General features: G+C 63.5%; 19 protein-coding genes and 1 pseudogene. 8 read left to right on the top strand and 12 right to left on the bottom strand.

Translation table 11 applies throughout. The features are described 5' to 3' along the window. Positions 1-405 precede the first annotated feature (405 nt). Positions 406-1,773 carry a group II intron reverse transcriptase/maturase gene (gene ltrA, locus DBO86_RS15475; protein ID WP_108233196.1) on the top strand — a complete coding sequence of 456 codons (1,368 nt, stop codon included), beginning with the start codon at positions 406-408 and terminating at the stop codon, positions 1,771-1,773. A gap of 459 nt (positions 1,774-2,232) precedes the next feature. After that, positions 2,233-3,327 carry a glycine oxidase ThiO gene (thiO, locus tag DBO86_RS15470; RefSeq protein ID WP_208630475.1) on the top strand — a complete coding sequence of 365 codons (1,095 nt, stop codon included), beginning with the start codon at positions 2,233-2,235 and terminating at the stop codon, positions 3,325-3,327. A gap of 90 nt (positions 3,328-3,417) precedes the next feature. Here the strand turns inward: thiO and DBO86_RS15465 are convergent, their stop codons facing one another. The 4 genes from DBO86_RS15465 to DBO86_RS15450 form a co-directional block, all read right to left on the bottom strand. Next, a complete protein-coding gene (locus DBO86_RS15465; RefSeq protein WP_108234143.1) occupies positions 3,418-4,758 on the bottom strand; it encodes a sigma-54-dependent transcriptional regulator in 1,341 nt (446 codons plus the stop codon). 2 nt (positions 4,759-4,760) lie between these two features. Next, on the bottom strand, positions 4,761-6,353 hold the full coding sequence (locus DBO86_RS15460) for a two-component system sensor histidine kinase NtrB (RefSeq protein ID WP_108234142.1): 1,593 nt from the start codon (positions 6,351-6,353) through the stop codon (positions 4,761-4,763). Beyond that, positions 6,343-6,579: a PP0621 family protein gene (locus tag DBO86_RS15455; RefSeq protein WP_108234141.1), complete on the bottom strand. Its 237-nt coding sequence runs from the start codon at positions 6,577-6,579 to the stop codon at positions 6,343-6,345. Before DBO86_RS15455 ends, DBO86_RS15460 begins: the two co-directional genes overlap by 11 nt. A gap of 1,110 nt (positions 6,580-7,689) precedes the next feature. Continuing rightward, positions 7,690-8,682, bottom strand: coding sequence for an outer membrane protein assembly factor BamD (locus DBO86_RS15450; protein ID WP_108234140.1), 993 nt, complete (start codon positions 8,680-8,682; stop codon positions 7,690-7,692). 138 nt (positions 8,683-8,820) lie between these two features. Here DBO86_RS15450 and rluD point away from each other — a divergent pair, with 138 nt between their 5' ends. From rluD to DBO86_RS15430, 4 genes are all read left to right on the top strand, one after another. Then, positions 8,821-9,795, top strand: coding sequence for a 23S rRNA pseudouridine(1911/1915/1917) synthase RluD (gene rluD, locus DBO86_RS15445; protein ID WP_055983812.1), 975 nt, complete (start codon positions 8,821-8,823; stop codon positions 9,793-9,795). After that, complete coding sequence (pgeF, locus tag DBO86_RS15440; protein WP_108234139.1) at positions 9,792-10,523, top strand: peptidoglycan editing factor PgeF; 732 nt, start codon at positions 9,792-9,794, stop codon at positions 10,521-10,523. Before rluD ends, pgeF begins: the two co-directional genes overlap by 4 nt. Positions 10,524-10,690: 167 nt before the next feature. Next, positions 10,691-11,281, top strand: coding sequence for a TetR/AcrR family transcriptional regulator (locus tag DBO86_RS15435; RefSeq protein WP_482764208.1), 591 nt, complete (start codon positions 10,691-10,693; stop codon positions 11,279-11,281). A 27-nt stretch (positions 11,282-11,308) separates the two neighbouring features. Then, positions 11,309-12,418, top strand: a complete 1,110-nt coding sequence (locus tag DBO86_RS15430) for an NADH:flavin oxidoreductase (protein ID WP_108234137.1) — start codon at positions 11,309-11,311, stop codon at positions 12,416-12,418. A 126-nt stretch (positions 12,419-12,544) separates the two neighbouring features. Here DBO86_RS15430 and DBO86_RS15425 read toward each other — a convergent pair whose 3' ends face one another. Together DBO86_RS15425 and DBO86_RS15420 are read right to left on the bottom strand one after the other, a co-directional pair. After that, positions 12,545-13,768: a glycosyltransferase family 4 protein gene (locus DBO86_RS15425; protein ID WP_482764207.1), complete on the bottom strand. Its 1,224-nt coding sequence runs from the start codon at positions 13,766-13,768 to the stop codon at positions 12,545-12,547. Positions 13,769-13,802: 34 nt separating this feature from the next. Beyond that, the gene (locus DBO86_RS15420; RefSeq protein ID WP_241198025.1) at positions 13,803-13,967 is read right to left on the bottom strand and encodes a hypothetical protein; all 165 of its coding nucleotides are present in this window, start codon (positions 13,965-13,967) and stop codon (positions 13,803-13,805) included. Between DBO86_RS15420 and DBO86_RS15415 the strand changes: the two are divergent. Beyond that, positions 13,893-14,150: pseudogene (locus DBO86_RS15415) on the top strand (SRPBCC family protein); the annotation flags it as partial. The gene DBO86_RS15420 and the pseudogene DBO86_RS15415 overlap by 75 nt on opposite strands. Here the strand turns inward: DBO86_RS15415 and cysZ are convergent. Further along, positions 14,130-14,894 (bottom strand): sulfate transporter CysZ, encoded by a 765-nt coding sequence (gene cysZ, locus DBO86_RS15410; RefSeq protein ID WP_108234136.1) that lies wholly within the window; start codon positions 14,892-14,894, stop codon positions 14,130-14,132. The pseudogene DBO86_RS15415 and the gene cysZ overlap by 21 nt on opposite strands. Positions 14,895-15,338: 444 nt before the next feature. On the opposite strand from cysZ, the gene trxB reads away from it, so the two are divergent. Beyond that, a complete protein-coding gene (gene trxB, locus DBO86_RS15405) occupies positions 15,339-16,286 on the top strand; it encodes a thioredoxin-disulfide reductase (RefSeq protein ID WP_074855572.1) in 948 nt (315 codons plus the stop codon). A gap of 108 nt (positions 16,287-16,394) precedes the next feature. On the opposite strand, the gene DBO86_RS15400 is transcribed toward trxB, so the two are convergent. From DBO86_RS15400 to yaaA, 5 genes are all read right to left on the bottom strand, one after another. After that, positions 16,395-17,555 carry an AAA family ATPase gene (locus DBO86_RS15400; protein WP_108234135.1) on the bottom strand — a complete coding sequence of 387 codons (1,161 nt, stop codon included), beginning with the start codon at positions 17,553-17,555 and terminating at the stop codon, positions 16,395-16,397. Positions 17,556-17,579: 24 nt separating this feature from the next. Then, entirely contained in the window at positions 17,580-17,948 is a 369-nt protein-coding gene (locus tag DBO86_RS15395; RefSeq protein WP_108234134.1) for a hypothetical protein, read from the bottom strand. Beyond that, complete coding sequence (locus DBO86_RS15390) at positions 17,945-18,775, bottom strand: SDR family oxidoreductase (protein ID WP_108234133.1); 831 nt, start codon at positions 18,773-18,775, stop codon at positions 17,945-17,947. Before DBO86_RS15390 ends, DBO86_RS15395 begins: the two co-directional genes overlap by 4 nt. Positions 18,776-18,974: 199 nt before the next feature. Beyond that, complete coding sequence (locus DBO86_RS15385) at positions 18,975-19,439, bottom strand: multidrug transporter (protein ID WP_108234132.1); 465 nt, start codon at positions 19,437-19,439, stop codon at positions 18,975-18,977. A 184-nt stretch (positions 19,440-19,623) separates the two neighbouring features. Beyond that, positions 19,624-20,403: a peroxide stress protein YaaA gene (yaaA, locus tag DBO86_RS15380; protein ID WP_108234131.1), complete on the bottom strand. Its 780-nt coding sequence runs from the start codon at positions 20,401-20,403 to the stop codon at positions 19,624-19,626. Between the last annotated feature and the right edge of the window lie 317 nt (positions 20,404-20,720).

The following is a 20,720-nucleotide window of genomic DNA, read 5'->3' as shown; positions in this document are numbered from 1 at the left end:
TTGTGCGCCCAGCATGGGCGCACTCTTGGAGGTGCAAGTCCTCCCGTGAGCTGGCCACAGTGAACGAAGCGAAGCGCAACTGCGTAAGGGTGACCGAGCGTGGGGAGGAAGCGTGGAGCGTAATCTGCGAGCCGATGGACAAGAATCGGATATGAGGCGCTGCCGAGCAGGGCGAGCGGGCAAGGAATCGCGAAGCTCTCGTGGCCAAGGCGAAGCGGCGTAAATCCGGCGGTTGTGCAGAGAAGGAGTGCGTTCTTACCTGGGGAGATCTCGCTTTACGCCTGAAAGGGCGACGGTGCTTGATCGGAGCGAGAAGTCAGCAGAGGCCGTAGTAGTCGAATAGCTGAGCCACTGTAGGCTCGAAACACCAGACGAAGGGCCGAACGAGAAGGAGCATCAAACGTCTTGTCGATGAGCCGTGCATTGCATCAGATGCCTGTGAGAACGGGGCGGGGCGTCCAGGATCGAGGTGAAGCCTCGATGCTACCGTCCAGCGATGAAGCACGCCTCCCGCGCCAAGGGTTGGGGGATGCAGGGCGATGCCTGTTGGAACAGGTTGTCGCACAGGAGAATATGCAGCGCGCCTGGAAGCGCGTGAAGGCGAACAAGGGAGGTGCTGGGGTGGATCGCCTGGACATAGTGCAGACCGAAGCCCACCTCAGGCAGGTATGGTCGAGTATCCGACGGCAACTGCTGGCGGGAACCTACCAGCCATTACCAGTACGGCGCGTATGCATACCGAAACCAGACGGAAGTGAACGAGAGCTGGGCATCCCCAGTGTGACCGACCGTCTGATCCAGCAAGCGCTGCTGCAAGTGCTGCAACCGCTGATTGATCCCACTTTCAGCGAGCATAGCCATGGATTCCGGCCAGGTCGCCGAGCCTGGGATGCGGTTTTGTCTGCCCAACGGTATGCCCAAGAAGGCTACTGCGTCGTGGTGGACGTTGATCTGTCCCAGTTCTTCGACCGGGTCAACCACGACATCCTGATAGAGCGTTTGAGTAGGCGCGTGAATGATGCTGGCGTGATCCGGCTGGTGCGGGCCTATCTAAATGCTGGAATCATGGATGGTGGTGTAGTGATCGAGCGATTGGAAGGCACGCCGCAAGGTGGGCCACTGTCGCCACTACTGGCTAACGTGCTGCTCGACGAGGTGGATAAAGAGCTTGAACGCAAAGGACATCGTTTTGCCCGTTACGCCGACGACTGTAACGTCTATGTGCGCAGCCAGAAGGCTGGCGAGCGGGTGATGGCCCTCCTCAAACGCTGCTACGACAAGCTGCGCCTGAAGATCAATGAATCGAAAAGTGCAGTGGCGAGCGTGTTTGAACGTAACTTCCTCGGATACTGCTTATGGCAAACCCACGATGGTGAGGTGCGGCGTGCCGTTTCGAAGAAGGCACTGGGGGTGTTCAAGCAGCAGATCAGGCAGCGTACTCGCCGTAATGGCGGGCGCAGCCTTGCCGAGGTGATCGAAAAGCTTTGCAGCTATCTGCCGGGATGGAAAGGCTACTTCAGCTTGGCGCAAACCCCGCGAGTCTGGCGAAGGCTGGATGAGTGGATGCGTCGAAGGCTACGAGCCCTTCAACTCAAACAGTGGCGACGCGGCAAGACGATCTACCGGGAACTGCTTCGTTTAGGGGGTACGCAGAGCGTGGCGCAATCGGTTGCGGCGCTGAGTCGCCGCTGGTGGCATAACAGCCTGACTGCCGGACACCAAGTATTGACGATCAGCTATTTCGATCGTCTGGGCATGCCAAGACTCTCCTGACCTCAACATCTCGAACCGCCCGGTGCGGACCCGCATGCCGGGTGGTGTGGGAGGGGAACGGCGGTAGCCGTCCCCTATCCCGATTTCCGCTGAAAACTATTGGCTGTTCGCAGTTTTACTGCGGCCGCTGTCGCATTCGACGAAAAGGTTTTTTGAAACGGTTGTTTATTTGTTTACTATCACTGTAAGCGTCCAGCCAAGTCACCTTCCGAACTCCAGCATTAAGGGCGATGGTGTATGGCTTGTTAAAGGCCGCTATAGGAGATTGCCCGCCGTCTTCGACGGAGCGCTGTCGTGCAGCAAACTGGGGTGCAATTGCGCCTATCGGCTTGTGGGTACCTGTAGGAGCGGCCCATGGCCGCGATGCGTTTCGCGGGCATGGGCCGCTCCTACAGGTCTTTGTGCAGATTTAATTTCTATATAAAGCAACGAGTTATTTCTTGCTTGATGAGAGTGCGCGTGAAAGAAACAGTATTGATCGTCGGCGGTGGCGCTATCGGTTTGCTCTCGGCCTATGTGCTGGCCGAAGCTGGAGCGCAGGTCTGTCTGCTGGAGCAAGGCCAGCTGGGGCGGGAGTCTTCCTGGGCCGGTGGCGGTATCGTTTCGCCGCTCTATCCCTGGCGCTACGGCGCGGCGGTGACGGCGCTGGCGCATTGGTCGCAGGATTTCTATCCGGGCTTTGGCGAGGAGCTGCTGGCGCTGACCGGGGTCGATCCCGAGGTGCATGTCACTGGGCTGTACTGGCTGGACCTGGATGACGAGGCCGAGGCGCTGGCCTGGGCGCAGCGCCAGGGGCGGCCGCTGGATCAGGTCGAGATGGCGGCGGTGTACCGCCAGGTGCCGGTGCTGGGGCCGGGTTACCGGCGTGCGGTGCATATGTCCGGGGTGGCCAATGTGCGCAATCCGCGTCTGGTCAAGTCGCTGCGTGCGGCGTTGGCCGCCATGCCCAATGTGCAGCTGCGCGAGCACTGCCCGGTGCGCGGCTTCATTCGTGAGCAGGGCGCCATCCGCGGTGTGGTGACCGAGCAGGGTGAGCTGCGCGCTGAGCGCGTGCTGCTCACTGCCGGGGCCTGGAGTGGTGAGCTGCTGGCCACGCTGGGGCTGAATCTGCCGGTCGAGCCGGTGAAAGGGCAGATGATCCTCTACAAGTGCGCCGAGGACTTCCTGCCGAGCATGGTGCTGGCAGGCGGGCGCTACGCCATTCCACGGCGCGACGGCCATATTCTGGTGGGCAGCACCCTGGAACACGCAGGCTTCGACAAGACGCCGACCGATAATGCGCTGGAAAGCCTCAAGGCCTCGGCCCAAGAGCTGTTGCCTACACTCAAGGATGCCGAAGTGGTGGGGCATTGGGCCGGTTTGCGGCCCGGTTCGCCCGAGGGCATTCCGTTCATCGGCGAGCTGCCTGAGCACCCGGGGTTATGGCTGAACTGCGGGCATTTCCGCAATGGGCTGGTGCTGGCGCCGGCATCCTGCCAGTTGCTGGCTGATCTGATGCTGGGGCGTGAGCCGATCATCGATCCGGCGCCTTATGCGCCGGCGGGGCGTTTTTAATAGTCGCTCGTCAACGCTTGCAGGGGGCGGCGCAGGCGGTCTTGATCGCCGGCAAGCCGGCTCCTACACAGGCGTGAGCAGGGTCTTGTCTCAGTCGATACCCAGCTTCTTCAGGCGGTAGCGCATCGAGCGGAAGGTCAGGCCCAGGCGTTGCGCCGCCGCCGTGCGGTTCCAGCGGGTTTCTTCCAGTGCCTGCATGATCAGTTTGCGTTCGATGTCCTCGAGGTAGTCCTCGAGGTTGTCGATCTGCGCCAGGCTGGCTTCGCCACCTTCGCTACTCGGGCCGCTGGCATCGGCCAGGCGTAGGTCGCTGGGCGTGATCTGATCGTCTTCGCAGAGGGTGTAGGCGCGTTCGAGCATGTTTTCCAGCTCGCGCACGTTACCGGGAAAACGGTAGTTCTTCAGCTTCTCCAAGGCATCGGGATGCAGTTTGGCTGCAGCCAGGCCGGTGCCTTCGGCCAGGCGCGTGAGCATCACCTCGGCCAGTTGGGCGATATCTTCGCGGCGCTCACGCAGCGGTGGCACGCGCAGTTCGATGACGTTGAGGCGGTAGTAGAGGTCCTGGCGGAAACGGCCAGCCGCGACTTCGCCTGCCAAATCCTTGTGGGTGGCGCAGAGGATGCGCACATCGACCACCACTTCCTGTTGGCCACCGACGGCGCGCACGGCCTTTTCCTGAATGGCGCGCAGCAGTTTGACCTGCATCGGCAGTGGCAGATCGGCGACCTCATCGAGGAACAGGGTGCCGCCATTGGCCGCCTGGAACAGGCCCTGCTTGTCTTCGATGGCGCCGGTGAAGCTGCCTTTCTTGTGGCCGAAGAACTCGCTCTCCATCAGCTCCGAGGGAATAGCGCCGCAGTTGACCGGTACGAACGGCTGTTCGACGCGCGGCCCCTGCTCGTGAATCAGGCGCGCTACCAGTTCCTTGCCGCTGCCCGACTCGCCGCTGATATAGACCGGCGCCTGGCTGCGTGAAAGTTTCAGGATCTGCTTGCGCAGCGCTTTCATCGGTGGCGAGTCGCCGAGCAGGCGGCTGTCGACCGGGGTTTCCTCGCCCTCGGGCGCGCGAATGCGCAGGGCCGTGGCGACCAGTTCGCGCAGGCGGCCGAGGTCCACCGGCTTGGTGAGAAAGTCGAAGGCGCCGGCCTTGAGCGAGTTGATCGCGGTGTCCAGGCTGCCGTAGGCGGTGATCATCGCCACGGGTACCTGTGGATGACGTTGTTGAATGTGCTGCACCAGATCCAGGCCGGTGCCATCGGGCAGGCGCATATCGGTCAGGCACAGATCGAATGGCTCGCGCGCCAGCCATTCACGCGCTTCTTTGACGTTGCGCGCACTGCGGGTGTCCAGCTTCATGCGTCCGAGGGTGATTTCCAGCAGCTCACGGATATCGGGTTCGTCGTCGACGATCAGGGCTCTCTGACGGTTCATGCTCAGCTCAGTTTGCGCGGATGGGCGAAGGTGATGCGGAAGCAACTGCCGCCCCCTTCGCGAGGTTTATAGTCGAGGCGGGCCTGGTTGCTCTCGCACAGCTCGCGCGAGATGTACAAGCCAAGGCCGGTGCCCTTGTTTTCCGTGGTGTAGAAGGGCTCGAAGATGTGCGGTTCCTGCTCGGGCGGCACGCCGGGGCCGTCGTCGAGAATCTGCAGTACCGGCAGGTCGCTTTCCGCATCGCGGAACAGGCGCAGCCAGACCTGGCCGAGCCGGTGCTTCTGGGCGCTGTAGCGCAGGCCGTTTTGTACCAGATTGGTCAGTACCTGGTTCAACTGGTGTGGATCCATGCGCGTCTGCAGGCTACCGCCCTGGGTTTCCAGATGGAGCTGCCGGTCGGCCGGTGCCGAGCTGCGAAATTCGCTGGCGAAGCGGTGTAGCCAGTATTTCAGGTCGAGCAGTTGCGGTTCGGCCTGGCGCCGGCGCGAGAGCTGCAGGACGTTCTCGATCACCAGGTTCATGCGTTTGGAGTGATCCTGAATGATCTGCGCCAGGCGCTGATCCGGGCCTTGCAGGTCTTCCGATTCCTGCAACAACTGCGCGGCATGGCTGATGGCGCCGAGCGGGTTGCGAATTTCGTGGGCGATGCCGGCGGTCAGGCGGCCCAGCGAGGCCAGCTTGAGTTGCTGGGCCTGCTGGGCGATCTGCGAGATGTCATCGAGAAACACCAGAATATGTTGCTGGTCGTCGCGTTGGAGGGAAATGAAGCTCGGTTGCAACACCGGGCCATCGACCTGCGCCTGCAGGCTTTCCGGCCGCAGGGTCGGGTTGTGCAGCCACTGCTGCAGGCGTTTGACCAGCTCGGGGCAGTGTGGGTCGATGATCTTGCCGGTCAGTTCGCCACGGCCCAGTAGCTGCGTTGCCCCCTGATTGGCCAGCAGCACGCGGTGTTGGGTGTCGAGCACCAGGATGCCGGTGCGCATGCGTTGCAGGATCTGCGCATTGAGCTCTTCGAGGTTGGCTACGTCGGCTGCACGTTTTTCGGCCAGGGTTTCACTGATCTGCAGGCGTCGGGTGATGCCCTGGATGAATAACGCGCCAGCGAAACACAGCGCGCCGAGGGCGCCAGCCTGCACGTACTGGGCGGCGGCAGCCGGGCGGCTGAGGCTGAGGTAGAAGGTCAGGTAGATCAGCGCTATCGCGGCGATGGCGGCGATCAACAGGCCAACGCGGCCGCGCAGCAGAATGTTGGCGATCGCTACGGCGACCACCAGCAGGTTGCCGATGCCGCTGGGCGTGCCGCCCGCTGCATAGAACAGGGCCGAGAGAAAGATCACGTCGACCAGCGCCAGGCTGAACAGCTGCATCAGGTGCTTGGGTTTCTGCACCAGTACGGCGATGAAGATGTTGAGGATCAGGTAAACCCAGCTGCCGGTGCGAAACAGCTCGATATGCACGACATCCAGCAACTGCTCGTCGAGGTTGCTGGAGATCAGCAGGATCAGCGCCAGGCCGATGGTCAGGCGATAGAAGTGATAGAGCCTGAGGATGCGCTGCCCTTGTGTGCTGTTCTGTACGCTGGTGTCAGCGGTCACCGGTGTGCGGGCCTTGTTCGAGGTGGGCCTGGCTGCAGTACCACTGCTGATCCTGGCTCAGTGCCTGGGCCTTGGGGATGTGCACGCCACAGTGCGCGCAGCGAACCATGGGCGCGGCGGCGTCCTCGGCTGCGTGCGTGCGTTTGGGCTGGCTGATGAAGCGGCGCCAGATCCAGATCGCGGCAAAGATGATGGCGACCCAGAACAGCAGGCGGAAAAGACCCATATCGTGCTCTTTTGTTCGTTGAAAGTCGGCAGTTTAGCCAAGCCGAGTGCATCGGCACAGTGCAGCGAAGGTAGCGTGTGAGCTGTTTCCTCGCGGCAGGGCGGTTGATGGTTGCAGGCCTGAAATACCGGGCATGAAAAAGGTTCTTCGCATATTTTGGGGAAAGTGCGGGTTGACACCGGACTGGCAAGTTTGTGTGCGTACTGCCTGCTGACTTAGCACTATCCATTACCGCGTGTACTGAGCGTTTGGGTTGCGCCCCTTACGGGCGCCACACCTTTCTTGCTTGCCCAAGAAAGGTGTGCCAAAGAAGGGCACCCCGACATCCGGGTTTCGCTACGCGAAACTTCCCTCGCTCCGGCGCTGCTCCGGGGGCCGGCTTACATGGGCCGTCCCTGGCCCATTAAGCCTCTCGCCGCATCCATGCGGCTCGTCCCCCTGCGCAACACCTCCACTCGGCCTCCTGAAGGGGACCAGGTCGCGAGCTTGCGACATCTCTGGAAGATCAAAGTCGGTAGCGTTTGGCTTTTGCTCTTGACGCACGTTCTCACAGACGACGCCAAAGTCCCCTTCAGTAGGCCGAGTGGAATCGCCGTGGAAGGGGTTGAGCGACATGGATGTCGCGAGAGCTGCGATGGGCCAGGGATGGCCCTTCGCAGCATGCCCCTGGAGCGGTGATGGAGCGAGGGAACCCCGGCGCAGCAGGGCGGGGGCGCCTAGCTCGGATGGTGGGGTGCCCTTCTCTTTGGTCACTTTCTCTTGGACAAGCAAGAGAAAGTGACTCGCCCGTAAGGGGCGAAACCCATCAGGTCAGGCGGCGTGCTAATGGATAATGCCAAGTCATCGACAGCTAACACGTAGTTGCCAGTCCGGTGTCAAGCGTATCTTCCCCGCGATAACGCGAAGAGCCATGAAAAAGGGAGGCCGTAGCCCAATGCCGATCAGATAAGCTTGCCAAAGCGGTCTTTCGTAGGAGCCCCGCCCCGGGGCGAAGCTTTTCAATCGCGTATCGCCCTGGTTCGCGGCGGGGCGCCGCTCCTCCCATTGGCAGCGTCGACGCTTAACTGACAGATATTAGGCCGTAGCCTCCCTCGTTCAGTCACGCTGCGCTCAGTCGAACAGGCCGAAGGTCAGGTAGCTCCAGATCGAGCGCTTCTTCGCCGTTTCGCCGGTTTTGGCGTCCTGCTGCAGCTCACGCGGGATCTGCTGTGCGGCGTCTTCATACTGGCGGATGACGTCCTGGCTGGCGCGGGTTTCGCCCGGTGGCAGCGGCGTTTCGGTTTCGATCAGGCCCAGGGTGGCCTTGGCCAGCCAGGAGCGGTTGTCGGCTTCCTCTTCGAGCGGTACGAACTGGCCGCTTTCCAGGCTCGGGTGGTCAGGGTAGTTGAGCTTGAGGGTTTCCAGGCTGGTGGCAGCCAGGTCGTCCAGGGACAGACGCTGATAAGCCTCGGTCATGATCGCCAGGCCATCGCCGACCGACGGGGTTTCCTGGAAGTTCTCCACCACGTAGCGACCACGGTTGGCGGCGGCGACGTAGGCCTGGCGGGTCAGGTAATAGTGGCCAACGTGCACTTCGTAGGCGGCCAGCAGGTTGCGCAGGTAGATCATGCGCTGCTTGGCGTCCGGGGCGTAGCGGCTGGTCGGGTAGCGGCTGGTGAGCTGGGCGAACTCGTTGTAGGAGTCGCGCGCGGCGCCGGGGTCGCGCTTGGTCATGTCCAGCGGCAGGAAGCGCGCCAGCAGGCCACGGTCCTGGTCGAAGGAGGCCAGGCCCTTGAGGTAGTAGGCGTAGTCGACGTTGGCGTGCTGCGGGTGCAGGCGAATGAAGCGCTCGGCGGATGACTTGGCGGCCTCCGGCTCGGCATTCTTGTAGTAGGCGTAGATCAGCTCCAGCTGCGCCTGCTCGGCGTAGCGTCCGAACGGATAGCGCGACTCCAGCGCCTTCAGTTTGGCGATGGCCTGGGTGTAGCTGCGGTTGTCCAGGTCGGCCTGGGCCTGCTGGTACAGCTCCACCTCGCTGAGGTTTTCATCGACCTCCGGCTGCTTGGAGGAGCAGGCGGCGGTAAGGGCGAGGATGGCGATCAGCAGCAGGTGTTTCACTTGCATGGCGGCTTGCGTCCCTGTGACGGCCGCGCGGCCGTCCTGTTATGATGAGCGCCCCCGGAAAACCCTGGGGCAAAGACGCCGTATTTAACCACAAGCCTGTCGCCGAAACCAAAGGCCAGGCTCCCGCCGTTGCCGAAGATGACTTCTATAAACAAGCAGCTGATTCAACTCCAGGCCATCGTCCCCTTTGAACAGGGCGGTCAACGCCTCGACCAGGTGGCTGCGCAGCTGTTTGGCGAGTACTCCCGTTCGCGCCTTTCTACCTGGATCAAGGAAGGTCGCCTGACCGTCGATGGCACCGTGGCACGCCCGCGCGACACCGTGCATGCCGGCTCGACCCTGGTGCTCGATGCCGAGCAGGAAGCGCAGGGCGAGTGGGTCGCACAGGACATCGAACTGAACATCGTCTACGAAGACGAACACCTGCTGGTGATCGACAAGCCAGCGGGGCTGGTGGTGCATCCGGCTGCCGGGCATGCCGACGGCACCCTGCTCAACGCGTTGCTGCACCACGTACCGGATATCGTCAATGTGCCGCGTGCCGGTATCGTCCATCGTCTGGACAAGGACACCACCGGCCTGATGGTGGTGGCCAAGACCCTGCAGGCGCAGACCAACCTGGTCGAGCAACTGCAGAAGCGTACCGTCAGCCGCATCTATGAATGCATCTGCATCGGCATGATCACCGCCGGCGGCACCATCGATGCGCCGATTGGCCGCAGTTCCAGCCAGCGTCAGCGCATGGCGGTGACCGATGGCGGCAAGCCGGCGATCAGTCACTACCGCGTGCTCGAGCGCTACCGTTCGCACACTCATGTTCGGGTCAAGCTGGAAACCGGGCGCACGCACCAGATTCGTGTGCACATGAGCCATGTTGGCTATCCGCTGGTGGGCGATCCGGTCTATGCCGGGCGTTTCCGCATTCCGCCAGCCGCCAGCCCGACCCTGGTGCAGAGTCTCAAGGAATTCCCGCGTCAGGCCCTGCATGCGCGCTTCCTCGAGTTGGATCACCCGGCTACCGGCAAGCGCATGAAGTGGGAGTCGGCGCTGCCGGATGATCTGGTCTGGCTGCTGACCCTGCTGCGTCAGGATCGCGAGGCCTTCGTCGGGTGAGTGCCCACGACTGGCTCGTTCCCGATTGGCCTGCGCCGGCCAACGTGCGCGCCTGCGTCACCACCCGTAGCGGCGGCGTCAGCGCGGCGCCGTTCGATACCTTCAACCTGGGCGATCATGTCGAGGACGACCCGATTGCGGTGGCCAGTAACCGTCAGCATCTGGTCGAGGCCCTGGCTTGCCAACCAGCCTGGTTGCGCCAGGTGCACGGCATCGTGGTGGCCGAAGCCAATCCTGCCGTGGTCATCGAAGCCGATGGCAACTGGACGGCCACGCCGGGCATCGCCTGCACGGCGATGACTGCCGATTGCCTGCCTGCGCTGTTCTGTGATCGCGCGGGTACGCGTGTGGCAGCGGCCCATGCCGGTTGGCGCGGGTTGGCCGGCGGCGTGCTGGAGGCGGCCGTGCAGGCGCTCGGCGTCGCGCCGCAAGAGCTGCTGGTCTGGCTCGGCCCGGCCATCGGCCCGGCTGCGTTCGAGGTGGGAGCAGAAGTGCGCGAGGCCTTCGTGCGACAGCATGCCGAGGCTGCCAGCGCATTCGTGCCCAGCGCCAATGCCGGCAAGTTCATGGCCGATATCTACCGACTGGCGCGTATTCGTCTAGCCGTCATCGGGGTGACCGCCGTCAGTGGTGGCGGGCTGTGCACCTACACCGACCCGCGTTTCTACTCCTATCGCCGCAGTGCTCGCACCGGGCGTTTCGCCTCGCTGATCTGGCTGCAGCCCTGATCTGTAGGAGCGAGCTCTGCTCGCGAACCCTGTAACCCAAAGGCTTCGCGAGCAGAGCTCGCTCCTACCTGTTCTGTCGTGGGCATTCGTCTTGGGTTTTTTAACCCTTAATCACCAATATCAATAGTGCTGTCGCGAGCGAGACGACCGGTCATATGCTCGGCGCCATGAACGGCATTCGACTCGACAAGCGCGACCTGATCCTCAGCAAAGGCTCGGCGGTGATGACCCGGCGCGGCTACCACGGCACCGGTGTGCTGGAGATCGTCCAGGCGGCCGGGATTCCCAAGGGCAGCTTCTATCACTACTTCGCCAGCAAGGAAGAATTCGCCCTGCAGGCGCTGGCTTTCATCTATCGCCCGCGTCTGGCGCGTTATGCCCAGGCGCTGAACGATCCGGCGCTGAGCCCGCGTACGCGCATCCTCGCTTACTACCGCGACCTGCTGGCGCATTTCGCCCGACAGGAGACGCCGCAGTACCACTGCTTCATCGGTAGCCTGAGTTTCGAGATGAGCGAGATGCTGCCGGCGATCGGCGCCGAGGTCGCGGCCATCCAGCAGGCGTCTGTGGACATCCTGCGCGACTGCCTGGAGCAGGCGCAGACTGCCGGTGAACTGCCCGCCGACGAGGACTGCGGCAATCTCGCCACCTTTATCAGCGACGCCTGGCAGGGCGTGTTGGCTCGCCTCAAGGTGGGCCGCAACCTGCAGCCGCTGGAAGCTTTCGTCACCCGCCTGGAGCGTTTGCTGCAGGCCTGATTACCGTTCAACCCCAGAGGAAAGATGATGAGCGCTCCCGTTCAAGCCCTGTTCGCCCCGTTCCGCCTCGGTAACCTGGAGCTGCCGACCCGTGTGGTCATGGCGCCGATGACCCGCTCCTTCTCGCCCGGTGGTGTGCCCAACGCCAAGGTCGTCGAGTACTATCGTCGCCGCGCGGCCGCGGGCGTGGGCCTGATCGTCACCGAGGGCACCACGGTCGGCCACAAGGCCTCCAACGGCTACCCGAACGTACCGCGTTTCTATGGTGAAGACGCCCTGGCCGGCTGGAAGCAGGTGGTCGACGCCGTGCATGCCGAGGGCGGCAAGATCGTCCCGCAGCTCTGGCATGTGGGTAATGTGCGCAAGCTGGGCACCGAGCCGGATGCCAGCGTGCCGGGCTTCGGCCCGATGGAGAAGGTCAAGGACGGCCAGGTGGTAGTGCATGGCATGACCCAGGCCGATATCGATGAGGTGATCGCTGCCTTCGCCCAGGCTGCACGCGACGCCAAGGCCATCGGCATGGACGGCGTGGAGATCCACGGTGCCCACGGCTACCTGATCGACCAGTTCTTCTGGGAAGGCAGCAACCAGCGTACCGACGGCTATGGTGGTGACCTGGCGGCGCGTTCGCGTTTCGCCATCGAGCTGATCCAGGCCGTGCGTGCGGCGGTCGGCCCGGACTTCCCGATCATCCTGCGTTACTCGCAGTGGAAGCAGCAGGACTACAGCGCGCGCCTGGTGCAGACTCCGGAGCAGCTGGAGGCCTTCCTCAAGCCGCTGTCCGATGCCGGCGTGGACATCTTCCATTGCTCGACGCGCCGCTTCTGGGAGCCGGAGTTCGAAGGCAGCGACCTCAACCTGGCCGGCTGGACGCGCAAGCTCACTGGCAAGCCGACCATCACTGTCGGCAGTGTCGGCCTGGATGGCGAGTTCCTGCAGTTCATGGTCAAGACCGACAAGGTGGCCGAGCCGGCCAGTCTCGAGAATCTACTCGAGCGCCTGAACAAGGAGGAGTTCGACCTGGTCGCCGTGGGCCGCGCGCTGCTGGTCGACCCGGATTGGGCACTGAAGGTGCGCGAAGGCCGCGAACAGGACATCCTGCCGTTCAGCCGTGATGCGCTGACCACGCTGGTCTGAGTCCGTTTCTATCGGGCGCCGCGATCCGGCGCCCCGTTTTCAGCCCCGGCACATCGGGGCTTTTTTACATCTGCATGTTTTGAGTGGATGTGATCACGTAGGGCGGGTGCAACCCGCCAGATTGTCTCAGTGGCGGGTTTCACCCGCCCTACGGGCAAGCTCCGTGCTGACGCAGAGGTGCGCTGGCTGCATGGCGCTGCGCAGGTGCTGTTCGAACAGCGCGACGATGCCGTCCCAGCTGAGGTGGCTGGCATGTCGGCGGGCATTGAGGCGGATGCGCCGCAGCACCTCTGCATCTTCCAACAGCTCGCAGGCGGCTTCGCAGAAACCGGCTTCGTCGCCAGGGCGAGCGAGCATGCCATTGTGGCCGTGATAAATATGCTGGGCGGCCGCCGCCTGGTCGAATGCCACCACGCCAAGACTCGATGCCAGGGCTTCCAGCACCACGTTGCCGAAGGTTTCCGAGAGGCTGGGGAACAGGAACAGATCGCCCGAAGCGTAGTGCGTGGCCAGCGTTTCACCGCGCTGCAGGCCGCAGAAAAGCGCCTCCGGCAGCTGCGCCTGCAGGCTGGCGCGCAGTGGTCCGTCTCCCACAAGAATCAACCGCATACGGCGCCGCGGATGAGCTGTCTGCAGGGCGTGGAAGGCTTTTACCAGCAGGCCAAGGTTCTTCTCTGCCGCCAGGCGCCCGACATGCAGCACGGCCAGGTCATCCGGCCCCAGGCCCCAGCTTTCGCGCAGGGCGTCGCAGCGTCTGCGTGGGTGGAACAGCTGGCTGTCGACACCCCGCGCGAGCAGGGCCAGGCGTTCGAAGTCACGGCGTTCGAGGTCGACCTTCTGGCCGATGCTCGGCACCAGCGTCAGCTGCGTGCGGTTGTGAAACCAGCGCAGGTAGTTGGTCATCGCCCGGGTCAGCAGGCCGATGCCGTAGTGCCCGGTGTACTGCTGGAAGTTGGTGTGAAAACCGCTGACCACTGGGATCGCCAGGCGCCTGGCCGCGCGCAAGGCGGACAGGCCAAGCGGGCCTTCGGTGGCGATATAGAGCACATCCGGGCGTTGCCGCTGCCAGCGCCTGAGCAGCTTGTGCAGGGATGACTGACCCCATTGCAGGCCGGGGTAGCCGGGGAGTGGCCAGCCGCGGGTCAGCAGCAGGTCATCGTCGGAGTCTTGCGTGTGATCGATGTCCTGGCGCGGCCGTATCAGTTGCACGCGGTGGCCACGGCTACGCAGGCCGTCGACCAGGCGACCGAGGGTGTTGGCCACGCCGTTGATTTCCGGCGGGAAGGTTTCGCTGATCAGCGCGATGTGCAGAGAAGGTGCGTTCATGTAAGCAGTCTCTGCCCAGGTCATGTAGTGAACATGACGTTTCGATTGCGGTTATGTGTCAGGCGAGCAGGCCGCGCAGTTGTTCGCGTAGCCAGGCATGTGCCGGGTCGTGATGCTGCTGGCGATGCCAGATCAGGCTGATCTTCACGGCGGGCATCTGCGCTGGGACGTGCTCGACTATCAGCCGGCCCAGCGTTGGTAGGCCAGTGCTCAGGGCGAGCATGGCCTGCATTTGCTGCTGACCTACGAGTGCGTGGCGGTGGAGGGCGGCTGCGAGCTCGTGCGCACCCTCGAGTACGGCTTCGACAACTGGCTGATGCGCCTGGCCAACCGCTTGTTCATGCACAGGCGCGTCGAGCGCGAGTCGCAGGCGTCGATGCAGGCGTTACACGATGTCCTTGCGTGAACCTAGCGCCTGCTCGCCGCGCTCGCGTACCCAGAACAGCGTGGCACCGGCCACGGCAGCCGGCATCATCAGGATGTTCAGCCCCGGCACCAGCAGTGCGGCGTAGGTGATACCGCCGAAGCTCAGGCTCTGCCAGCGCTTCTCGCGCAACCAGGCGAGCATGTCCTGCCAGCTCATCTTGTTGTTGTCCGCCGGGTAGTCGATGTACTGCACGGCCATCATCCACACGCCGAACAGCAACCAGAGCGGCGCGGCGACCAGGTTGACCACCGGGATGAAGCTGAGGATCAGCAGGCCGATGGCGCGTGGCAGAAAGTAGGCCAGCTTGCGCATCTCGCGGCCCATGGTGCGCGGCACCATGGCCGCCAGCTCGGCCCAGCTAAACGGTGGGAAGTGATCCTCGCCGCGCGCCACCACCTCGACCTTCTCCGCAAGAAAACCGTTGAAGGGCGCGGCGATAATGTTGGCCAGCAGGGTGAAGGTGAAGAACACCATCAGCAGTACCAGCACCACGAACAGTGGCCAGAGGATGTACTGCAGGAAGCTCAGCCAGTTCGGCAGGGAAGGCATGAAGGTATCGACCCAGCCGCTGAACTGCTGCACAGCAAAGCTGATCATGGTGACGAACAGGATCAGATTGATCGCCAGCGGCAGCAATACGAACAGACGCAGGCCGGGACTGAGTACCAGCCTCAGGCCTTCTCGCAGGTATTGCGGGCCGGACAGGACGGGAGCGGCGGGCATGGCGGTCTCCTGAGTGGTTGATGCGCGCGACCATACCGACTTTGCCTGCGCGGTGAAAGTTCAGTCATGGGGCAATTCACCCCGAGGGCCATAGGCGGACTCTATTCGCGGAATTGGCAATGGATATTTCCGCTTCGCCAGTCGCCTCGATAGCCTTGCGCCCAGTTTCATTTTAGGGCGCCTCTAAAAACGTAGGCGAGGCAGTCAGCGCAAGGCAAACACAGGCGAAAAACGATCGGAGTCGCGCTCGACTTTACGAGCTGTAAATGAGCATTTTGATCGGACTCGCGCACGAGCCTGTTTTTAACGCAGCGATGACAACGCAGGTAGTTTTTAGAGGTGCGCTTTTTGCGGGGCTCTCAACATTCCAAGCCTTCCCCTAGTGCTTCGAGAGTCCCTTTTTATTCTGGCCTGCCGGCCCTGTGGGCCTGCAAGGAGTTAGCGATGTCTGCCGTTCGTCATGCCCGCGTCATCATCCTGGGTTCCGGTCCTGCCGGTTACAGCGCTGCCGTCTATGCCGCACGCGCCAACCTGAAACCGCTGCTGATCACTGGTATCCAGGCCGGTGGTCAACTGACCACCACCACCGAGGTGGACAACTGGCCGGGTGACCCGCATGGCCTCACTGGCCCGGCGCTGATGCAGCGCATGCAGGAGCATGCCGAGCGCTTCGAGACCGAGATCGTCTTCGACCATATCAACGCCGTGGATCTGGCCGGCAAGCCATTCACCCTGGTCGGCGACAGCGGCACCTATAGCTGCGACGCGCTGATCATCGCTACCGGTGCGAGCGCGCGTTACCTGGGGCTGCCCAGTGAGGAGGCGTTCATGGGCCGTGGCGTTTCGGCGTGCGCGACCTGTGACGGCTTCTTCTATCGCGGTCGCGAGGTCGCGGTGGTCGGTGGCGGTAATACGGCCGTGGAAGAGGCGCTGTACCTGGCCAATATCGCCAGCAAGGTCACGCTGGTCCATCGCCGCGAGACCTTCCGTGCCGAGAAAATCCTGCAGGACAAGCTGCACGCGCGCATTGCCGAGGGCAAGATCGAGCTGCAACTCAATGCGGAGGTCGACGAGGTGCTGGGCGATGCCAGCGGTGTCACCGGCGTACGCCTCAAGCAATACGGCGGTGCCTATCGCGAGCTGAAGGTGGATGGCCTGTTCGTTGCCATCGGTCACACGCCCAATACCAGCCTCTTCGAAGGCCAACTGGCGCTGAAGGACGGTTACCTGGTAGTCAATGGCGGGCGCGAGGGCAATGCCACCGCGACCAGCATTCCTGGCGTGTTCGCCGCCGGTGACGTGGCCGATTCGGTCTATCGCCAGGCGATCACTTCGGCCGGTGCCGGCTGCATGGCGGCGCTGGATGTCGAGCGCTATCTCGACGGGCTGTGAGGCTGCAGCCGCGTTGTTGGCGGCCATTGTAGGAGCCGGCTTGCCGGCGATGCTTGGCAATGGCTGATCGCCCGCAAGCGGGCTCCTACGGGCCTGGTGTCTGGCCGCTCAATCCGGCCAGTGCCAGGGCGGCTCGTCGAGCATGCCCTGGCCGCGTATGCAGGTCTGGCCGAGCTGTTTTTCCAGCTCCAGGGTGTTGCAGTCGGGGCTTTCCTTGAGCGTGGCGATCAGACGGTTGGCGTGAGAGACGACCCACACCTGCGTTTGCTTCGACGCGGCGATGATCAGCCGGCCAAGTGCAGGTAACAGATCCGGGTGCAGGCTGGTTTCCGGTTCGTTGAGCACCATCAATGATGGCGGCCGCGGCGTGAGCAGGGCGGCCACCAGCAGCAGGTAGCGCAGCGTGCCGTCGGACAGCTCGGCGGCGCTCAAGGGGCGCAGCAAACCTTCCTGGCGCAGTTCCACGGCGAAGCGTCCGCCGGCCTGAAAGTCTATATGCAGACGGCTGCCGGGAAAGGCGTCGTCGATGGCGGCATCCAGGGCTTCGCGGTCGCCGATCTCGCGGATGGTCTGCAGTGCTGCGGCCAGGTCGCGGCCATCGTGGTGCAGCACCGGTGTGCGCGTGCCCAATTGCGGCTGGCGCGCCGGCGCCTCGGCATCACTGCGAAAGTGATCGTAGAAGCGCCAGCGGCGGATGGTTTCGCGCAGCTGGAAGACTTCCGGGCAATTCGGGTCGTTGCCGATCTGGTCGAACAGGCTGTCGTAGTTCGGCACGTGCTGGGCCAGTACCTGCCAGCTGCGACCTTCACGCATGCGCACCATCGGCCCGGCGCGATCCACCAGCAGCGAGGCGGGGCGGTAGCTGGCGCCGGCCCAGATGCACTCGCGCTTGATCTCCGGGTCGAGAGCGAAGGCCGAGCTGCTTGGCTCGGGCAGGCCAAGGGCGATGGCGTAGCCGAAATCCTCGCCGGCAAAGCCCAGGCGCAGGCGCATCACGTTCTGTCGTGGGCCACCCTGCACTGGCACCTCGCCGCCCAGCATGCGCCGAGAAATCTTCTCCGGCCCGGCCCAGAAACTCGACTCCAGTCCACCTTCGCGCGCCAGCGCATTGACCACGCCACCTTGCGCGGTTTCCGCCAGCAGGCGCAGCGCGCGGTAGAGGTTGGACTTGCCGCTGCCGTTGGCACCAGTGATCAGGTTGAGCCGGCCGAGCGGCAGGATCAGGCTGTTGATCGAGCGGTAGTTGGCGACGGCGAGGGTGTGCAGCATGGCGGAGTCATCCTGACAAAACGATCAGCGACCATGGCGTGGCGAAAACGCCAGCCAGGCCAGTACTGGGTAGCACAGGTAATGCAGGCTGAAGAGAAACAGGCCCATGGGGCTGGGTGTGTCCTGCAGGTACATCATGCTCAGCAGGCCGAGATAGAGCAGCCCGAGCACGCCGCCGTAGAGCAGGGTGAAACGCCAGCGCTCAGCGCTGCTGGGCGCACGCCCGGTACGCCAGTGAAACACCAGCGCCAGGCCGGCCGCGATGGCCGCGGCGATCAGCAATGTGGTGAACACGCCGCCCAGGCGCACGAAGGTGCGCAGCAGCAGGTTCAGCACGATGGCCGCGATTACTCCCGCCGCCGCGTAGTAGCGCAGTTGCAGGTTCTGGCTCACAGGCTTTGCACCAGGCCGAAGCGTTTGCTCAGTACCCGCTGCAACAGGGCTTTGGGCAGCAGCGTGGCGAGCAGTGGCAGGGCGCGGCTGCCATTACCCAGGCGCAACAGGCGCGGGCGCTTGTCACGCTGTACGGCGGCCAGCAGTTGCGCAGCAAACTCGCTGGCCGGGGTCGGGTTGTCCTGCGAAGCATTGGCGCGGGCTCGGATACCCTCGCGCAGCGGCCACCAGGGCGAATCCTCACGGATCAGCGCCTCGGCCTGTTGGCTGGCGTTGGCGCCGAAGCTGGAGGCGATGGCGCCGGGCTGCACTTCCATCACCTCGATGGAGAACGGCGCCAGCTCCATGCGCAGCGCGTCGCTCAATGCATGCACGGCAGCCTTGGAGGCACAGTAGGCACCGGCGAAGGGCGTCACCAGTACCGAGGAAACGCTGCCGATATTCACCACCAGGCCACGGCTGCGACGCAGCAGCGGGAAGAACGCGCGGGTCACGCCGACGATGGAGAAGACATTGGTTTCGAACTGCCGCTGCATGGCTTCCACGCCACCGTCGAGCAGCGGACCCATGGCGCCGTAACCCGCATTGTTGATCAGCACATCCAGGCCGCCGATCTCCTCGCTCAGGCGAGCGCTCAGCTGTTGCAGCGCTTGGCCATCGTTGACGTCGAGCTGCACCGCATTGAACCCGGCCTGCTCGAGCGCTGTGAGGTCGTTCTCCTTGCGCGCCGTGGCCCAGACGGCGTAGCCACCCGCCTTGAAGGCGTCGGCCAGGGCGCGGCCGATGCCGCTGGAGCAGCCGGTGATAAGGACGCTGGGTTGGGGCATGCGCGGGACTCCCTGAGACGCGAATGGGGTTGCAGCTTAGCAGGCTTGGCTTGAGGTGATGGCGGACTGTTCACCTAGGCTCCTGAGTCCGCCCTACGGGGCTGGCAACGGATGTCGAGCTGTAGGAGCGAGCTCTGCTCGCGAACGCGTATTACGCCGCAAGCTTCGCGAGCAGAGCTCGCTCCTACGGTCGGCGTGTTCAGCGAATGAACTTGCCTTGCAGGCGCTCGGCACGAAACTCCAGCGTAGCCGGGCGATAGCCGCTGCGCAGGTCGGGCAGGGGCATGCAGTCGCTCCAGCTGGCACCCGGCAGCAGTTCACCGGGGCCGCTGTAGCGTGGCGATTCGTAAAGGCGCTGGGCCAGGTTGGTGGCATTGCCGGGACGGTAGGCGGCGACTTCCCAGCGCAGCTCGAGCAAGGCGGCGTCGCTGCCGTTCTTCAGATCGATGGCCAGCGGGCGGTCGGCAGGGCAGCGCTGCGGGTCGTAGTGCAGGCGTAGTTCGAGGTGGGCGAGGTAGCGCTCGTCGCGGCTTTCCTGCCAGATCATCCAGGTGGCCACCAGACCCAGACCGACCAGTGCGGCCATGGACACCGGTAGCGCCTTGGTCGGATAGCGGATCAGCAGAATCAGCCAGGTAATGACGAGTGCGACACCGAACAGCATGCGGGCAGTCCTTTTGGAAGTCTGCGCTCATCCTACACTAGCCAGCCCTGCGCCAGGAGGGGCGCAATGGCCGCTTATCCTGGCGCCGGCGAAAGCGGGAACCGGGGGACAGGATAGCGATGCCCGCTTGTGCGGGCATGCGGTGTTGCCTGATGCCCGACATGGGGCGGGGCGTACTGTGCTTTCAGTCCTGCGGCTGGTCGCGCAGGAACACCAGGCTGTCGGCCTTGGAATGCTCGGCTGAATAACGGTAGCCCTGATAGTTGAAGTCCTTCAGGCCTTCGGGGTTGGTCAGGCGCTCCTTGATCACGTAGCGCGCCATCAGGCCGCGGGCTTTCTTGGCGTAGAAGCTGATGATCTTGTACTGGCCGCTCTTCAGATCCTTGAACTCGGTGTCGATGATGCGCGTGTTCAGTGCCTTGCGCTTGACCGCACCGAAGTACTCGTTGGAGGCGAGGTTGAGCAACACGTTGTCGCCCTGCGCAGCCAGCGCCTCGTTCAGCCAGGCGCTGATGCGCTCGCCCCAGAAGGCGTACAGATCCTTGCCACGGCCGTTGGCCAGCTTGGTGCCCATTTCCAGGCGATAGGCCTGCATCAGATCCAGCGGGCGCAGCACACCGTAAAGGCCGGAGAGTATGCGCAGGTGAGTCTGGGCGAAGTCGAAATCCTCTTCGGAGAAATCCTCGGCGTTCAGCCCGGTATAGACGTCGCCCTTGAATGCCAGCAGCGCCTGCTTGGCGTTGGATGGATTGAACGGTCGTTCCCAGCTACCGAAACGCGCGGCGTTGAGGCCGGCGAGCTTGTCCGACAGATGCATCAGCTCGGCGATCTGCGCCGGGCTTAAGTCGCGCAGCTGGGCGATTAGCTCCTGGGCGTGGTCGAGGTGTTCGGGTTGGGTGAAGCGCGGGGTGGCAGGCGGCGTCTCGTAGTCGAGGGTTTTGGCCGGTGAAATCACCATCAGCATGTGCGGAGTCTCCAGAAAGCGTGAGGGCGATTCTAGAGGTCAGGGGGCGGCAAGACCACCTATCGGAGTGATTGAGAGGATCAGCATTGATGCCTTTGTAGGAGCTGGCTTGCCGGCGATCAGCGTTGACGGGATCGCCAGCAAGCCGGCTCCTACAGGAGCGCAGAGAGTCAGGCGATACGAACAGCGCCCTGCACCTGATTGGCGCGGCATGCTGCAAGAGGGGGCGGGTAAGGGAGGCGAGTTACAGCAGGTAGGAATTCGGACTTTAACGGGGTGCTGGTGGCTCGCCAAGCACTATCTGCCGCCTCTGCAAA

The organism is Ectopseudomonas oleovorans (genome assembly GCF_003052605.1).
Taxonomy (GTDB): Bacteria; Pseudomonadota; Gammaproteobacteria; order Pseudomonadales; family Pseudomonadaceae; genus Aquipseudomonas; species Aquipseudomonas oleovorans_A.
Note: the sequence above shows the minus strand (reverse complement) of the source record. Positions and strands in the feature narration are given on the sequence as shown.

Excerpts from the sequence above, each read along its gene's own strand:
- DBO86_RS15450 (WP_108234140.1), bottom strand. The coding sequence starts at position 8,682 with ATGCAAGTGAAACACCTGCTGCTGATCGCCATCCTCGCCCTTACCGCC.
- DBO86_RS15430 (WP_108234137.1), top strand. The coding sequence starts at position 11,309 with ATGAGCGCTCCCGTTCAAGCCCTGTTCGCCCCGTTCCGCCTCGGTAAC.
- yaaA (WP_108234131.1), bottom strand. The coding sequence starts at position 20,403 with ATGCTGATGGTGATTTCACCGGCCAAAACCCTCGACTACGAGACGCCG.
- DBO86_RS15420 (WP_241198025.1), bottom strand. The coding sequence starts at position 13,967 with ATGCTCGCCCTGAGCACTGGCCTACCAACGCTGGGCCGGCTGATAGTC.
- DBO86_RS15400 (WP_108234135.1), bottom strand. The coding sequence starts at position 17,555 with ATGCTGCACACCCTCGCCGTCGCCAACTACCGCTCGATCAACAGCCTG.
- DBO86_RS15435 (WP_482764208.1), top strand. The coding sequence starts at position 10,691 with ATGAACGGCATTCGACTCGACAAGCGCGACCTGATCCTCAGCAAAGGC.
- DBO86_RS15385 (WP_108234132.1), bottom strand. The coding sequence starts at position 19,439 with ATGCTGTTCGGTGTCGCACTCGTCATTACCTGGCTGATTCTGCTGATC.
- DBO86_RS15390 (WP_108234133.1), bottom strand. The coding sequence starts at position 18,775 with ATGCCCCAACCCAGCGTCCTTATCACCGGCTGCTCCAGCGGCATCGGC.
- DBO86_RS15455 (WP_108234141.1), bottom strand. The coding sequence starts at position 6,579 with ATGGGTCTTTTCCGCCTGCTGTTCTGGGTCGCCATCATCTTTGCCGCG.
- DBO86_RS15425 (WP_482764207.1), bottom strand. The coding sequence starts at position 13,768 with ATGACCTGGGCAGAGACTGCTTACATGAACGCACCTTCTCTGCACATC.
- rluD (WP_055983812.1), top strand. The coding sequence starts at position 8,821 with ATGACTTCTATAAACAAGCAGCTGATTCAACTCCAGGCCATCGTCCCC.
- trxB (WP_074855572.1), top strand. The coding sequence starts at position 15,339 with ATGTCTGCCGTTCGTCATGCCCGCGTCATCATCCTGGGTTCCGGTCCT.
- cysZ (WP_108234136.1), bottom strand. The coding sequence starts at position 14,894 with ATGCCCGCCGCTCCCGTCCTGTCCGGCCCGCAATACCTGCGAGAAGGC.
- DBO86_RS15465 (WP_108234143.1), bottom strand. The coding sequence starts at position 4,758 with ATGAACCGTCAGAGAGCCCTGATCGTCGACGACGAACCCGATATCCGT.